General features: G+C 61.2%; 6 protein-coding genes and 1 tRNA gene. 5 read left to right on the top strand and 2 right to left on the bottom strand.

Annotated features, from left to right (window positions below; genetic code table 11):
• Nucleotides 1–292 precede the first annotated feature (292 nt).
• Both ACEN9A_RS06255 and ACEN9A_RS06250 read left to right on the top strand, forming a co-directional pair.
• Complete coding sequence (locus tag ACEN9A_RS06255) at nt 293–13,744, top strand: beta strand repeat-containing protein (protein ID WP_258672717.1); 13,452 nt, start codon at nt 293–295, stop codon at nt 13,742–13,744.
• A 136-nt stretch (nt 13,745–13,880) separates the two neighbouring features.
• Nucleotides 13,881–14,804 (top strand): hypothetical protein, encoded by a 924-nt coding sequence (locus ACEN9A_RS06250; RefSeq protein WP_258672715.1) that lies wholly within the window; start codon nt 13,881–13,883, stop codon nt 14,802–14,804.
• A gap of 205 nt (nt 14,805–15,009) precedes the next feature.
• Here ACEN9A_RS06250 and ACEN9A_RS06245 read toward each other — a convergent pair.
• Nucleotides 15,010–15,086, bottom strand: a tRNA-Arg gene (locus tag ACEN9A_RS06245).
• A 291-nt stretch (nt 15,087–15,377) separates the two neighbouring features.
• On the opposite strand from ACEN9A_RS06245, the gene ACEN9A_RS06240 reads away from it, so the two are divergent.
• On the top strand, nt 15,378–15,611 hold the full coding sequence (locus tag ACEN9A_RS06240; RefSeq protein ID WP_007934920.1) for a hypothetical protein: 234 nt from the start codon (nt 15,378–15,380) through the stop codon (nt 15,609–15,611).
• A gap of 22 nt (nt 15,612–15,633) precedes the next feature.
• Nucleotides 15,634–15,813 carry a PA3371 family protein gene (locus tag ACEN9A_RS06235; RefSeq protein WP_018926378.1) on the top strand — a complete coding sequence of 60 codons (180 nt, stop codon included), beginning with the start codon at nt 15,634–15,636 and terminating at the stop codon, nt 15,811–15,813.
• Here ACEN9A_RS06235 and phnN read toward each other — a convergent pair.
• Complete coding sequence (gene phnN, locus ACEN9A_RS06230) at nt 15,788–16,360, bottom strand: phosphonate metabolism protein/1,5-bisphosphokinase (PRPP-forming) PhnN (RefSeq protein WP_258672688.1); 573 nt, start codon at nt 16,358–16,360, stop codon at nt 15,788–15,790. The two genes, ACEN9A_RS06235 and phnN, sit on opposite strands and share 26 nt — an antisense overlap.
• Nucleotides 16,361–16,745: 385 nt before the next feature.
• Between phnN and ACEN9A_RS06225 the strand changes: the two genes are divergently transcribed.
• Complete coding sequence (locus ACEN9A_RS06225; RefSeq protein ID WP_003178899.1) at nt 16,746–17,072, top strand: Arc family DNA-binding protein; 327 nt, start codon at nt 16,746–16,748, stop codon at nt 17,070–17,072.
• Nucleotides 17,073–17,120 lie beyond the last annotated feature (48 nt).

Raw genomic sequence — 17,120 nt, 5'->3', positions numbered from 1 at the left:
ATATGGGTGCTCTCAGATTACTGCGCGCCAAGCGCAGCGCAGCCCCAGGCTTGGGCCCACATTCGCCCGACCGCTCCTGCGATTCGCTCCTCAAGTGCGGCGAACTTTTTCACCTCCGCGACACCCGCGTCCCTCTGCCCGCAGCGCCTATTCCGTCGGGCCTGGAATGCCGACGATGTCCGGCGGCCGCCCCGTCCCGCTCCTGAACACTCTGAGCGGCGCAAGCACGGGACTTCGTCCTGTTAGCAGTCCCTGGCGATTCCAATAAAAAAAGCATTCTCGGGAGAAAGACATGGCTACCACCACCACGACCAGCGGCGGCACCGTTACTTCGTTTTCCAACACGCCGCAGGCGCAGGACGACATTTTCACTACAGGTGTCATTGGCACGAGCAGCGTGACCATCACTGAAGACCTGCAGGGTGTCGTGTACCTGGATGTCATGTCCAATGACCTGGGCGGTAACGCAAAGACGCTCTGGTCAGTTGATAACGCGACCAGCCTTTCTACTGCCACCAAGGTTTATGCCCCGGCCGATCTGCTGGTCCAGGACACGAGCAGAATTGAAGCGACGAGCACCGACACCAGCCTCAACGGGGCAAAAATCTGGATTACATCGGATGGCAAAGTCGGCTACGACGCCGCTACTTTATCGACTGCTTTCAAGGCGCAACTTCAGGAACTTGCTGCCGGAGCGTCCCTGGCAGACAGCTTTACGTATGCGATTCGTCTCGGCAATGGCACCCTCAGTTGGGCCACTGCGCAAGTGCAATTTGCCGGTATGAATGACAGTGTGACGATGAACATCGGCGTGCAGGCTGGCACGGTGACCGAAGATGCGCCCACAACGCCGAGCACTACCGATTCGCTGAGTACGACGGGCACGATTGCATTTAGCGATGTCGATCTGAGCGACACGCATACCGCTTCATTCGTGGCGGCGGGAGGCAATACCACAGCGCTGGGCAACTTCGCCCTTGCCTCTGTAATGGAAGCGGCCAATGCGGCCAACGGCACCGTCAACTGGACTTACACCGTGAACAATGCGGCAGCCCAGTACCTGGCCCAGGGTCAGACAGCTACCGAAACCTATGTGGTCACCGTCAGTGATGGGCATGGTTCGTCGACAACGCAAAATGTGATCATCACCATCACCGGCACCAACGACCAGGTGCACATCACCAGCGGCGTGCAGACCGGCGATGCCAAGGAAGACAGTGGCGACTACGCCGCCAACGGCAACATCACCTTCACCGACGCCGACCTGATCGACACCCACAGCGTCACCGTCACACCGGGCGCTTCCGGCTACCTGGGCAGCTTCACCACAGATCCACTGCACGACAGCACCGGCACCGGTAGCGGCTCACTGGGCTGGCACTTCGCGGTAGACAACGCCGCCGTGCAGTTCCTGGGCGAAGGCCAGACCCTCACCCAGACCTATAACGTGGCGATCGGCGACGGCACGGTACAGACCGTGACCATTACCATCACCGGCACCAACGACCGGCCGACGCTGACGATTGCCGACACCACCGGCGCCATGAGCGAAGGCAACGGTGCGGCCACACTGAGCGACAGCGGCGCACTGAGCTTTGCCGATGTGGACAACATCGACGTGGTGACTGTGTCGCACACCTCCAACGGCAACATCGCCTGGAGCGGCGGCACGCTCAATGCGGGCGTGGCTTCGGCGTTGGTTGCCGGGTTCTCGGTCGATCACAACAGCTGGGACTACAGCACCAGCCAGAACCTCGACTTCCTTGGCGCAGGTGAAACCATCACCTTCTCGTACACCGTGGTCGCCACCGACAACAGCGGCGCGGCTAACGCTGCTTCGGCGACGCAGACTGTGACCATCACCATTACTGGCAGCAATGACGCACCGGTGCTCAGCTTCGCGAGCGGCAACGATGCCGGCGCCGTGAAGGAAGACACCACCCTCAGTGTCAGTGGCCAGTTCAGCTCGACCGACATCGATCACGCGGCCACCGCCACCTGGAGCATTGCCGGGTCAAATACCGGCACCTATGGTTCGATCGCCGTGGACGGCAGCGGTAAGTGGACCTACACCCTGGCCAACGGCACCGATGGCGTTGCCAGTGCGGTGCAATCACTGAAGGTTGGCGAGAGTCACAACGAAGTGTTCAGTGTGCAGGTCAGCGATGGCCTCGGCGGCGTCGCCACCCATCTGGTGACCGTCACCGTCACCGGCAGCAACGACGCACCGGTGCTCAATTTCGCGTCGGGCAACGATGCCGGTGCGGTGCAGGAGGACAGCACCCTCAGTGTCAGTGGCCAGTTCAACTCGACCGACATCGATCACGCGGCCACCGCCACCTGGAGCATTGCCGGGTCAAATACCGGCACCTATGGTTCGATCGCCGTGGACGGCACCGGTAAGTGGACGTACACCCTGGCCAACGGCACCGATGGCGTTGCCAGTGCGGTGCAATCACTGAAGGTTGGTGAGAGTCACAACGAAGTGTTCAGCGTGCAGGTCAGCGATGGCCTCGGCGGCGTCGCCACCCATCTGGTGACCGTCACCGTCACCGGCAGCAACGACGCACCGGTGCTCAATTTCGCGTCGGGCAACGATGCCGGTGCGGTGCAGGAGGACAGCACGCTCAGCGTCAGTGGCCAATTCAGCTCGACCGACATCGATCACAATGCCACCGCCACCTGGAGCATTGCCGGGTCCAATACCGGCACTTACGGCTCGATCGCCGTCGACAGCACCGGCCAATGGACTTACACCCTGGCCAACGGCACCGATGGCGTCGCCAGTGCGGTGCAATCGCTGAAGGCCGGCGAGAGTCACAATGAAGTGTTCAGCGTGCAGGTCAGCGATGGCCTCGGTGGCGTCGCCACCCATCTGGTGACCGTCACCGTCACCGGCAGCAATGACGCGCCGGTGCTCAGCTTCGCCAGCGGCAACGATGTCGGCACCGTGCAGGAGGACACCACGCTCAGCGTCAGTGGCCAGTTCAGCTCGAGCGACATCGATCATGCAGCCACCGCCACCTGGTCGATCAATGGCTCGGCAACTGGAACCTACGGCTCGATCGCCGTCGACAGCAGCGGCCAATGGACGTACACCCTGGCCAACGGCAGCGATGGCGTTGCCAGTGCCGTGCAATCGCTGCAGGCCGGCGAGAGTCACGATGAAGTGTTCACCATCCAGGTCAGTGATGGCCTGGGTGGCGTCGACACCCAGCAAGTGACCGTCACTGTCACCGGCAGCAACGACGCCCCGGTGCTCAGCTTCGCGTCGGGCAACGATGCCGGCAACGTGCAGGAGGACACCACCCTCGGCGTCAGCGGCCAGTTCAGCTCAAGCGACATCGATCACAATGCCACCGCCACCTGGAGCATTGCCGGGTCCAATACCGGCACTTACGGCTCGATCGCCGTCGACATCACGGGCCAATGGACCTACACCCTGGCCAACGGCACCAATGGCGTCGCCAGTGCCGTGCAATCGTTGCAGGCCGGCGAGAGCCATAACGAAGTGTTCACCATCCAGGTCAGCGATGGCCTCGGCGGCGTCGACACCCAGCAAGTGACCGTCACCGTCACCGGCAGCAATGACGCGCCAGTGCTCAGCTTCGCGTCGGGCAACGATGCCGGCAACGTGCAGGAGGACACCACCCTCAGCGTCAGTGGCCAATTCAGCTCGACCGACATCGATCACAATGCCACCGCCACTTGGAGCATTGCCGGGTCCAATACCGGCACTTATGGCTCGATCGCCGTCGACAGCAGCGGCCAATGGACGTACACCCTGGCCAACGGCACCGATGGCGTTGCCAGTGCCGTGCAGTCGCTGCAGGCCGGCGAGACTCACAACGAAGTGTTCACCATCCAGGTCAGCGATGGCCTCGGCGGTGTCGACACCCAGCAGGTGACTGTCACCGTCACCGGCAGCAACGATGCGCCAGTACTCAGTTTCGCCAGCGGCAACGAGCTTGGCGCGGTGCAGGAAGACACCACCCTCAGCGTCAGCGGCCAGTTCAACTCGAGCGACATCGATCACAATGCCACCGCCACTTGGTCGATCAATGGCTCGGCCACTGGAACCTACGGCTCAATCGCCGTCGACAGCAGCGGTCAATGGACTTACACCCTGGCCAACGGCACCGATGGCGTCGCCAGTGCCGTGCAGTCGCTGCAGGCCGGCGAGACTCACAACGAAGTGTTCACCATCCAGGTCAGCGATGGCCTCGGCGGTGTCGACACCCAGCAGGTGACTGTCACCGTCACCGGCAGCAACGATGCGCCAGTACTCAGTTTCGCCAGCGGCAACGAGCTTGGCGCGGTGCAGGAAGACACCACCCTCAGCGTCAGCGGCCAGTTCAACTCGAGCGACATCGATCACAATGCCACCGCCACCTGGTCGATCAATGGCTCGGCAACTGGAACCTACGGCTCGATCGCCGTCGACAGCAGCGGTCAATGGACCTACACCCTGGCCAACGGCACCGATGGCGTCGCCAGTGCCGTGCAATCGTTGCAGGCCGGCGAGAGTCACAATGAAGTGTTCAGCGTGCAGGTCAGCGATGGCCTCGGCGGCGTCGCCACCCATCTGGTGACCGTCACCGTCACCGGCAGCAACGACGCGCCGGTGCTCAGCTTCGCCAGCGGCAACGATGTCGGCACCGTGCAGGAGGACACCACGCTCAGCGTCAGTGGCCAGTTCAGCTCGAGCGACATCGATCATGCAGCCACCGCCACCTGGTCCATCAATGGCTCGGCAACTGGAACCTACGGCTCGATCGCCGTCGACAGCACCGGTCAGTGGACTTACACCTTGGCCAACGGCACCAATGGCGTTGCCAGTGCGGTGCAATCGCTGCAGGCCGGCGAGAGTCACGATGAAGTGTTCACCATCCAGGTCAGTGATGGCCTGGGTGGCGTCGACACCCAGCAAGTGACCGTCACTGTCACCGGCAGCAACGACGCCCCGGTGCTCAGCTTCGCGTCGGGCAACGATGCCGGCAACGTGCAGGAGGACACCACCCTCAGCGTCAGTGGCCAATTCAGCTCGAGCGACATCGATCACAATGCCACCGCCACCTGGTCCATCAATGGCTCGGCAACTGGAACCTACGGCTCGATCGCCGTCGACAGCAGCGGTCAGTGGACTTACACCTTGGCCAACGGCACCAATGGCGTTGCCAGTGCGGTGCAATCGTTGCAGGCCGGCGAGACTCATAACGAAGTATTCACCATCCAGGTCAGCGATGGCCTCGGTGGCGTCGACACCCAGCAGGTGACCGTCACCGTCACCGGCAGCAACGACGCGCCGGTACTCAGCTTCGCGTCGGGCAACGATGCCGGTGCGGTGCAGGAGGACAGCACCCTCAGCGTCAGTGGCCAATTCAGCTCGACCGACATCGATCATGCAGCCACCGCCACCTGGTCCATCAATGGCTCGGCAACTGGAACCTACGGCTCGATCGCCGTCGACAGCAGCGGTCAATGGACCTACACCCTGACCAACGGCACCAATGGCGTCGCCAGCGCGGTGCAATCGTTGCAGGCCGGCGAGAGCCATAACGAAGTGTTCAGCGTGCAGGTCAGTGATGGCCTGGGCGGCGTCGACATCCAGCAGGTGACCGTCACTGTCACCGGCAGCAATGACGCACCCGTACTCAGTTTCGCCAGCGGCAACGATGCCGGCACCGTGCAGGAAGACACCACCCTCAGCGTCAGTGGCCAGTTCAGCTCGACCGACATCGACCACGCGGCCACCGCCACCTGGAGCATTGCCGGGTCAAATACCGGCACCTATGGTTCGATCGCCGTGGACGGCAGCGGTAAGTGGACCTACACCCTGGCCAACGGCACCGATGGCGTTGCCAGTGCCGTGCAATCGTTGCAGGCCGGCGAGAGCCATAACGAAGTGTTCAGTGTGCAGGTCAGCGATGGCCTCGGCGGCGTCGACACCCAGCAGGTGACCGTCACCGTCAGCGGCAGCAACGACGCCCCCGTGCTCAGTTTCGCCAGCGGCAACGATGCCGGCAACGTGCAGGAGGACACCACCCTCAGCGTCAGTGGCCAGTTCAGCTCGAACGACATCGACCACGCGGCCACCGCCACTTGGTCGATCAATGGCTCGGCCACTGGAACCTACGGCTCGATCGCCGTCGACAGCACGGGCCAATGGACTTACACCCTGGCCAACGGCACCGATGGCGTCGCCAGTGCGGTGCAATCACTGAAGGTTGGCGAGAGTCACAACGAAGTGTTCAGTGTGCAGGTCAGCGATGGCCTCGGCGGCGTCGACACCCAACTGGTGACCATCACCGTCACCGGCAGCAATGACGCGCCGGTACTCAGCTTCGCCAGCGGCAACGATGTCGGCGCGGTGCAGGAAGACACCACCCTCAGCGTCAGCGGCCAGTTCAGCTCGAGCGACATCGACCACGCGGCCACCGCCACCTGGTCGATCAATGGCTCGGCAACTGGAACCTATGGCTCGATCGCCGTCGACAGCAGCGGCCAATGGACGTACACCCTGGCCAACGGCAGCGATGGCGTTGCCAGTGCCGTGCAATCGCTGCAGGCCGGCGAGAGTCACGATGAAGTGTTCACCATCCAGGTCAGTGATGGCCTGGGTGGCGTCGACACCCAGCAAGTGACCGTCACTGTCACCGGCAGCAACGACGCCCCGGTGCTCAGCTTCGCGTCGGGCAACGATGCCGGCAACGTGCAGGAGGACACCACCCTCGGCGTCAGCGGCCAGTTCAGCTCAAGCGACATCGATCACAATGCCACCGCCACCTGGAGCATTGCCGGGTCCAATACCGGCACTTACGGCTCGATCGCCGTCGACATCACGGGCCAATGGACCTACACCCTGGCCAACGGCACCAATGGCGTCGCCAGTGCCGTGCAATCGTTGCAGGCCGGCGAGAGCCATAACGAAGTGTTCACCATCCAGGTCAGCGATGGCCTCGGCGGCGTCGACACCCAGCAAGTGACCGTCACCGTCACCGGCAGCAATGACGCGCCAGTGCTCAGCTTCGCGTCGGGCAACGATGCCGGCAACGTGCAGGAGGACACCACCCTCAGCGTCAGTGGCCAATTCAGCTCGACCGACATCGATCACAATGCCACCGCCACCTGGAGCATTGCCGGGTCCAATACCGGCACTTATGGCTCGATCGCCGTCGACAGCAGCGGCCAATGGACGTACACCCTGGCCAACGGCACCGATGGCGTTGCCAGTGCCGTGCAATCGCTGCAGGCCGGCGAGAGTCACAACGAAGTGTTCACCATCCAGGTCAGCGATGGCCTCGGCGGCGTCGACACCCAGCAGGTGACCGTCACCGTCACCGGCAGCAATGACGCGCCCGTACTCAGTTTCGCCAGCGGCAACGATGTCGGCACCGTGCAGGAAGACAGCACGCTCAGCGTCAGCGGCCAGTTCAGCTCAAGCGACATTGATCACAATGCCACCGCCACCTGGAGCATCGCCGGGTCCAATACCGGCACTTATGGCTCGATCGCCGTCGACAGCAGCGGTCAGTGGACCTACACCCTGGCCAACGGCACCGATGGCGTCGCCAGTGCCGTGCAGTCACTGAAGGCCGGCGAGACTCATAACGAAGTGTTCACCATCCAGGTCAGCGATGGCCTCGGCGGCGTCGACACCCAGCAGGTGACCGTCACCGTCACCGGCAGCAACGACGCACCCGTACTCAGCTTCGCGAGCGGCAACGATGCCGGCGCCGTGAAGGAAGACACCACCCTCAGCGTCAGTGGCCAGTTCAGCTCGGCCGACATCGATCATGCGGCCACCGCCACCTGGAGCATTGCCGGGTCCAATACCGGCACTTATGGCTCGATCGCCGTGGACGGCAGCGGTCAGTGGACTTACACCTTGGCCAACGGCACCAATGGCGTCGCCAGTGCCGTGCAATCGTTGCAGGCCGGCGAGAGTCACAACGAAGTGTTCAGCGTGCAGGTCAGCGATGGCCTCGGTGGCGTCGACACCCAGCAGGTGACCGTCACCGTCACCGGCAGCAACGACGCACCCGTACTCAGCTTCGCGAGCGGCAACGATGCCGGCGCCGTGAAGGAAGACACCACCCTCAGCGTCAGTGGCCAGTTCAGCTCGGCCGACATCGATCATGCGGCCACCGCCACCTGGAGCATTGCCGGGTCCAATACCGGCACTTATGGCTCGATCGCCGTCGACGGCAGCGGTCAGTGGACTTACACCCTGGCCAACGGCACCGATGGCGTTGCCAGTGCGGTGCAGTCACTGAAGGCCGGCGAGACTCATAACGAAGTATTCACCATCCAGGTCAGCGATGGCCTGGGCGGCGTCGACACCCAGCAGGTGACTGTCACCGTCACCGGCAGCAACGACGCCCCCGTGCTCAGCTTCGCGTCGGGCAACGATGCCGGTGCGGTGCAGGAAGACAGCACCCTCAGCGTCAGTGGCCAGTTCAGCTCGGCCGACATCGATCATGCGGCCACCGCCACCTGGAGCATTGCCGGGTCCAATACCGGCACTTATGGCTCGATCGCCGTCGACGGCAGCGGCCAATGGACTTACACCCTGGCCAACGGCACCGATGGCGTCGCCAGTGCCGTGCAATCGTTGCAGGCCGGCGAGAGCCATAACGAAGTGTTCAGCGTGCAGGTCAGCGATGGCCTCGGCGGCGTCGCCACCCAGCAGGTGACCGTCACTGTCACCGGCAGCAATGATGCACCCGTACTCAGTTTCGCCAGCGGCAACGAGCTTGGCGCGGTGCAGGAAGACACCAGCCTCAGCGTCAGTGGCCAATTCAGCTCAAGCGACATCGACCACGATGCCACCGCCACTTGGTCGATCAATGGCTCGGCCACCGGAACCTACGGCTCAATCGCCGTGGACAGCACGGGCCAATGGACTTACACCCTGGCCAACGGCACCAATGGCGTCGCCAGTGCCGTGCAATCGTTGCAGGCCGGCGAGACTCATAACGAAGTGTTCAGCGTCCAGGTCAGCGATGGCCTCGGCGGTGTCGACACCCAGCAGGTGACTGTCACCGTCACCGGCAGCAACGACGCCGCCGTGCTGTCCTCGGCCAATGTCACACTGACCGAAACCAATGCTCCGCTAACTACGGGTGGTAGCCTGACCGTCAGTGATATCGACAGCCCGGAAAGCTTCCACACGCAAACCAACACCGCTGGCAGCTACGGCCAGTTCTCCATCGCCACCGACGGAGCCTGGACCTACGTCGCCAATTCCGCGCACAACGAGTTCGCTGCCGGCACCACCTACACCGACACCTTCGCGGTGAGCAGTGCCGACGGCACCCTCACTTCGGTCACCGTGCACATCCTCGGTACCAACGATGCGGCCGTGCTGTCCGCTGGCACCGCCAACCTCACCGAGACCAATGCCGCCGTCGACATCTCCACCGCCGGCACCCTGACCATCAGCGACGTCGACAGTGCCGCAACCTTCGTCGCGCAAACCAACACCGCCGGCAGCTACGGCCAGTTCTCCATCGGCACCGGCGGTGCCTGGACCTACGTCGCCAATTCCGCGCACAACGAGTTCGCCGCCGGCACCACCTACACCGACACCTTCGCGGTGAGCAGTGCCGACGGCACCCTCACTTCGGTCACCGTGCACATCCTCGGTACCAACGATGCGGCCGTGCTGTCCGCTGGCACCGCCAACCTCACCGAGACCAATGCCGCCGTCGACATCTCCACCACCGGCACCCTGACCATCAGCGACGTCGACAGTGCCGCAACCTTCGTCGCACAAACCAACACCGCCGGCAGCTACGGCCAGTTCTCCATCGGCACCGGCGGTGCCTGGACCTACGTCGCCAATTCCGCGCACAACGAGTTCGCTGCCGGCACCACCTACACCGACACCTTCGCGGTGAGCAGTGCCGATGGCACCCTCACCTCAGTCACCGTTCATATCGCCGGCAGCAACGACTCACCGACAATCACCTCAAACGGTGGTGGTGCGACGGCTTCGATCAATGTGGTAGAGAACACCACGGCGGTCACAACGGTAACGGCGACTGATGTTGATCTGCCGGCACAAACGCTGACCTACAGCATCGTCGGCGGAGCGGATGCCGCGAAGTTCTCGATCGCTTCAGGCACAGGCGCGCTGAGCTTTATCTCTGCACCCAACTTTGAAGCACCGACTGATTCGGGAACGAACAACGTCTATGACGTGATTGTGCGGGCATCGGACGGCACGCTGTTCGACGACCAGGCGATCGCGGTAACCGTGACAGGCGTCAACGACAACTCCCCGGTGATCACCTCCAACGGCGGTGGTGCGACCGCTTCGGTCAACGTGGCGGAGAACACCACGGCGGTCACGACAGTGGCAGCGACCGATGCAGACCTGCCGGCACAAACGCTGACCTACAGCATCGTCGGCGGAGCGGATGCCGCGAAGTTCTCGATCGCTTCAGGCACAGGCGCGCTGAGCTTTATCTCTGCACCCAACTTTGAAGCACCGACTGATTCGGGAACGAACAACGTCTATGACGTGATTGTGCGGGCATCGGACGGCACGCTGTTCGACGACCAGGCGATCGCGGTAACCGTGACAGGCGTCAACGACAACTCCCCGGTGATCACCTCCAACGGCGGTGGTGCGACCGCTTCGGTCAACGTGGCGGAGAACACCACGGCGGTCACGACAGTGGCAGCGACCGATGCAGACCTGCCGGCACAAACGCTGACCTACAGCATCGTCGGCGGAGTGGATGCCGCGAAGTTCTCGATCGCTTCAGGCACAGGCGCGCTGAGCTTTATCTCTGCACCCAACTTTGAAGCACCGACTGATTCGGGAACGAACAACGTCTATGACGTGATTGTGCGGGCATCGGACGGCACGCTGTTCGACGACCAGGCGATCGCGGTAACCGTGACAGGCGTCAACGACAACTCCCCGGTGATCACCTCCAACGGCGGTGGTGCGACGGCTTCGGTCAGCGTGGCGGAGAACACCACGGCGGTCACGACAGTGGCAGCGACCGATGCAGACCTGCCGGCACAAACGCTGACCTACAGCATCGTCGGCGGAGCGGATGCCGCGAAGTTCTCGATCGCTTCAGGCACAGGCGCGCTGAGCTTCATCTCTGCACCCAACTTTGAAGCACCGACTGACTCGGGAACGAACAACGTCTATGACGTGATTGTGCGGGCATCGGACGGCACGCTGTTCGACGACCAGGCGATCGCGGTAACCGTGACGGGCGTCAACGACAATAGCCCGATTATCACCTCCAACGGTGGTGGTGCGACCGCTTCGGTCAGCGTGGCGGAGAACACCACGGCGGTCACGACAGTGGTGGCGACCGATGCCGATCTACCAGCGCAGACGCTGAGCTACTCGATCCTGAATACGGCCGGGACAGACTTCAGCAAATTCTCGATCAGTTCGAGCGGGGTGCTGACGTTCAATTCGGCGCCCGACTACGAGAATCCCCAGGATGTCGGTGGGACCGCCGGCGACAATGCCTATGTTGTGGACGTTCAGGTGGCCGACGGCAATGGCGGAGTCGACACGCAGACCATTACGGTAAACGTGCAGAACGTCGTTGAGACGCCAGTTGATACCGTGCCGCCGACGGTGGCAGTGACGGGGACGGCCTTAGGGAGTTCGGTCGGTTCAACGTCGACGGTCACATTCCAGTTCAGTGAGACGGTGAGCGGTTTCAGCCTTGCTGACGTCTCGGTGACGACCACGAGTGGAACGCCCCGCGGAACCTTCAGTAACTTTACCCAGGTTGACGGCGATACCTTCACAGCGACGCTGACCAGAACGCAGGGCGGTAGCATAAAAGTCGACGTTGCCGCGAACAGCTACACCGACCTGGCGGGTAATCCTGGTGCTGCCGGGAGCAGTGCAAACCTTCCGGCAGGCGTTGCCGGCGAACCCATCAACCTAGCCCTCTACGCTCCATTGGCAGATATTAGCGGCCCGGTGACGGTGGCCATCAGCGGTGTTCCTTCGGGATGGGTGTTCAATGCAGGAACCGACAATGGCGACGGCACCTGGACCGTACAGACCAGCGATCCCGGCGCATTAACCGTGACACCCCCAAGCGACTTCGTGGGAGCGTTGGTGCTTGATGTCAACATGAGCTGGAGCAACAGCGACGGCAGCACCGCAAGTGCCTACGTGTTCAACAACGTCGAAGTCTACGCCCCGGGTGCGCCGATCTTCGCCTTGTCCGCTAACGACAACCTGACCGGCTCGTCCGGTGCCGACACCTTCGTCTTCGCCCAACCGATCGGCAACAACCAGATCTTCAATTTCGATGCCGCGGCGGACAAGATCGACTTGGTCGGCTTCACGGGCATCAACGGCTTTGCAGACTTGAGTATCACTAACGACGCCAACGGCAATGCACTGGTCAGCATAAGCTCCGGCCAAACGGTCACTCTCAAAGGTGTCGATGCAGCGGACTTGAGCGAAGCGAACTTCCAGTTCGATGTCGACCCGCTTACCAACAACGCCGGTACCCTCACCATTGCCGACGGCGCGATCATGCCGTTCGGTGGCAGTATCCATAACAGCGGCACCATCGAGCTCGGCTCCGCCGGCAGCGCAACCAGCCTTGAGGTTCTGTTCCGTGGCGCGACCTTGACCGGTGGCGGCCAGGTGCTGCTATCCGACAACGCGCAAAACGTGATTTTCGGCGGCAGCGCCGACACCGTACTGAACAACGTCGACAACCGCATTTCCGGCGCCGGCCAGTTGGGTGCCGGGCAGATGGTGCTGATCAATTCGGGGCTGATCATGGCCAGCGGGCTGAACAGCCTGGTGCTCGACACCGGCACCCACACCATCACCAACAGCGGGGTGCTGGAGTCCACGGGCCCAGGCGGCATGACGGTGGCCAGCACGGTCGAAAACACCGGCCACCTGTGGGCCAATGGTGGTGACCTGCGCCTGCTGGCCGACGTGACCGGCGATGGCAGCGCGACCATCGACGGTAACGCGACCCTGACCTTCTCCGGTGCTGCACACGGGTCCGTCGCCTTCCACGGCGAAGGCGCGGGTACGCTGGTGATCGCACAGGCCGAAACAGCGGGCTCGCTGGCCGGCATCCTCGGCCTTGAGAGCAATGACATGCTGACGTTCGGCAATCTCACTTTCGGCGCCAACACCCAACTCAGCTACAACACCAACGCCTCTGGCGCCGGCGGCCTGCTGACAGTGGACGACGGCGTGCATCGGGCCGAGGTGAACCTGCTGGGGCATTACTCGGCGGAAGACTTCCAGGTCACCGACGGCGGCGCGGCCGGCACTCAAGTCAGTTACCACGGAGAATCCAGCGGCACGCTGGTGGGCACCATGCTCGCAGACACGATCAGTGGCGGCGACGGCAACGACATCATCGTGGGCCGTGGCGGTGCAGACACGCTCAGCGGTGGCGCGGGAGCCGACGTGTTTGCCTACTTCAACGTGAATGAAGGCGGCGACCATATCCTCGACTACAACTACGCCGAAGGGGACAAAATCGACCTCTCCGCACTGCTCAAGGCGAACTTTGTCGCCGGCACCAGCCAGGTGTCGGACTTTGTCCAAGTGGTGCAGACCGGCAACGACATCACCGTGAAGGTGGACCCTGATGGCGCAAGCAATGGCAAGAATTTCGTCGATGTGGCGGTGCTTGACCACACTGGTACGCCTGGACCCGATCTGGTGCGCACCTGGTTCGGGGATTCCGAGCATACGCTGACGGCTTGATCGTGGGCTGGGGTTGAGCAGTTGATGAGAATGGAGACCAGGGAAGGTCGAATATGAATTGCACGATACCAACGTGAAATCCAAGCATGACGCGCCCAGAGGGGGGTGTATGTTCCGATGGATGAGGGAACTTTGGGTGGGATCGGATCTGGTCGAGTTTGAGAGCTCGTTCGGACTGGCGGAATCTGTTGAGCGCCTGAAAGCAGCGACACGGCGCTGGTCTATGTTTGCCTTTTCGCGAGAAGCGGCCGTGGGAACGGTGACGGAGTCTCGCGTTTCGCTTCAACGTGTCATCCCGATGGTACGCAACTCATTCAAGCCACTTTTCGTCGGCCGATTCCAGGTGCGCCAAAACCAGGTCGTGCTAACCGGGCGTTTTGCGCTGCACTGGTCCGTTAAGCTCTTCATGGGCTTCTGGTTCGGGTTTTGTGCGTTCCATACAGCATTGGCATTATTTGCCGCCGTGCCTGCGCCCCACACCACACTCTTGCCGCTGGGGGGGCTTGCAATGATTGCCTGTGGGATTGGCGTGGTGCGGATCTGTATGTGGTTTTCCCGCAACGATCAGGCATGGCTGTCTGACGTCATTCGCACGGCGCTGAGTAATCAGGTCGCGATTGCATCAAAAGGTTTGCCGCCCGATGAGCTTCGGAGCTCCCCAAAGCGGCCACCCACTGTCATCGTGATTGTCACAGCGGTGCTCGCCTTCCAAGGGCTCATGTTCTGCGTTTCTGCCATAACGGATATCCAGCCTTCCCTTGGCGATCCAAGTGGTTCGGTCTTTACACACTATGCAGACGTCAGACTTCGCTATCTTTCCGTAATCTATGGCGCCGTTATGCTCCCGCTGGCTTTCGACGTTTACCGACAGCGCATGTTTGCGTGGCGAATGGGGTTCCTGGCGCTTTTTGGAGGGGCAGCCCTCCAGGCGCTTGGCTTGCTTGCCCGAGAGGATCTTGGCAATGCGCGTCAAACCATAATCTTCTGCGTCGCCTCCCTGGTGATCACCATCGTCTGGGGGTGTTGGTGGTACGCGCAGCGCGTCCATTTTCACGATTGATCGGGAGAGTCGATAGACCGCCTCTCACGCCCTCCTGTGGAGGACTGGCAGCTAAGCTTGATATGACACGACAGTTATGAAAAAGCCCCGCCAGATAACAATCTGAGCAGGGCTTTTCTTTGCTTAAAGCATACCTGTTGCACCCACCTAGCACCCATGAGGGTTAAGCAGAGAAACGAAGAAACGCTGTAGGCCTTGAATTATATGGTGTCCCAGGGCAGGTTCGAACTGCCAACCTTCCCCTTAGGAGGGGGATGCTCTATCCAATTGAGCTACTGAGACACAAGTCGCGTGCAAGAAATGCGCGGCGATGGACGGCGTGCATGTTAACGGGCAGGCCCGCTTTTGTCATGTCGTCCGTAGGGCTTTTTAAGTGTAGGCAGACGCCCCGCGGTAGCGTGGCTTTGTTTACCGTGCAAATTGCATCACCGCAAAATGCCATCATTGCAAAATGCAATGCCGGCCTTTGGTGAAAATATCTTAAATCGTTGTTTTTAAAGAATTTAATAGCCGTTAAACTTTTGGCATGCGGGCTGCTTCGACTGTTCTCAAAGAACAAAGGAGATCAGCCCCATGAACAGCGCTCTTTTAGTCGCGAATGCAGTCGCCCTGGCGGTTCTGTTGGGTTTTCAGTTCTTCCCCGAAAACGACGCTGCGATGGTTGCCCAACGCACGCCCCATTACCTGCAGCTGCAAAAAGCGCCTCAATGGGCAGTCACGAGCGATCAACGCAGTTTTGTCAGCCAAGAGGTGAGCCAGGAGAGTCTTCAACCGCGCACGCAGTCTTTTGAACGCTTGGTATTTTGAACCACCTCATCAGGAGCACAGCATGTCCAAATCAGCCGCAGGGTTTCTCATCCTCGCTCTACTGAGTGGCATCCTTCATCTGTCATTAGTCCAGGACACGATCGTCACCCTGCCCCTGATTGCCTGCGGCGTGTTCAGTGCGCTGTTCGTGCTGGCGCTGATCGCCGGGCGCAAGATCAAGTTCGATCCGGTTCTGCGTTGACGCTCAGCAACTCCAGAAGACTGGCAACGGTGACCGTAAGGTCGCCGGAGTTATCGAGTCGACGGATCTGCGTATCACCGATTGTATCGTCAGCCGTGAACAGCGCATTGCGGCGCAGTCTCGCTTCAATTTCTGCCGGGCTTTCACGCCCCCGCCGTAGCAGGCGCTCTCGCAGAACTTCATCCTTGACCGTCAACAGCACCGGTAACAGCGTGGGATAGCGCTGTTGCGCTTCTGTCAGGTGGCCGCGCGAAGCATTGATCAGCACATCGCGTCCTTCCTTGAGCCACTGGTCTATCCGCACAGGAATACCGTAATCGAGCCCATTGGCCTGCCACGAAAGCGCGAAATCCCCATTGTTTCTGCGTCGCTCGAACTCTTCGCGGGACACCTCAATGGCGTCTTCGCCGACGGACTCAGCCGAGCGCGTAATAACCCGCCGCACGACTTCACAATTGCGTACCCGCAACGGCCCGCGAGCGGCTTCAATGAGGCTGTCCTTGCCGGATCCCGAAGGCCCCATTAAATAAATCAGCCTGCCATCCATCCTGAAATCACCCCATACCGTCCGTCTGCCCTAGTAAATCGGCCATTTGCCACTATCCTGTTAAGGTAAGGAACAAGGATCGAATCCGCATAGCATGCACCTTCAGGCGTCTTCGGGCATCACCTGTCGGGCAAGAGGACGCGGTCAGCGATACGGACTCATGGAATGTTTTCAAACCAGTCCGCATTTCTGATAATAGGTGCTGGCATTAAGCCTTTACCCGGATCAATATTTGTCACAGAATTGACGCCAATGATCTGGCTAATTTGAGGCATGATGCGCGCCTCTATCAATTCAGGTTGAACATTTGGTCGGAGTGCTTGTCCTATCTGACATCCTGCGGCCTATCCCGAGAACCGCTCCCCTGAACTAACCGGTTAAATATATGCGCCCATTGAAACAGGCAATTTATTCCAGCCGTACGGCTGACAAGTTCGTCGTACGTCTGCCAGACGGAATGCGTGAACGCATTGCCGAGGTGGCTCGCAATCATCATCGCAGCATGAATTCTGAAATCATCGCGCGCCTTGAGCAGAGTCTTATTCAGGAAGGCGCGTTGGGCGAAGAATTGAGCATGCGCCTGGACAGCCCCGAGCTGTCATTGCACGAACGCGAACTGCTGCAACGCTTCCGCCAACTCTCCCACCGCCAGCAAAACGCTCTGGTTTCGCTGATCGCCCATGACGCCGAAATGGCTGCAGACGCTTCCTGATTCATCCCGAAAGCTCAAGCCAGCGTAATTGCTGGCTTTTTTTTTGCC

It is taken from the genome of Pseudomonas sp. Pseusp18, assembly GCF_059506005.1.
The sequence above is the reverse complement of the archived record's forward strand: the minus strand, read 5'-3'. Positions and strand labels throughout refer to the sequence as shown.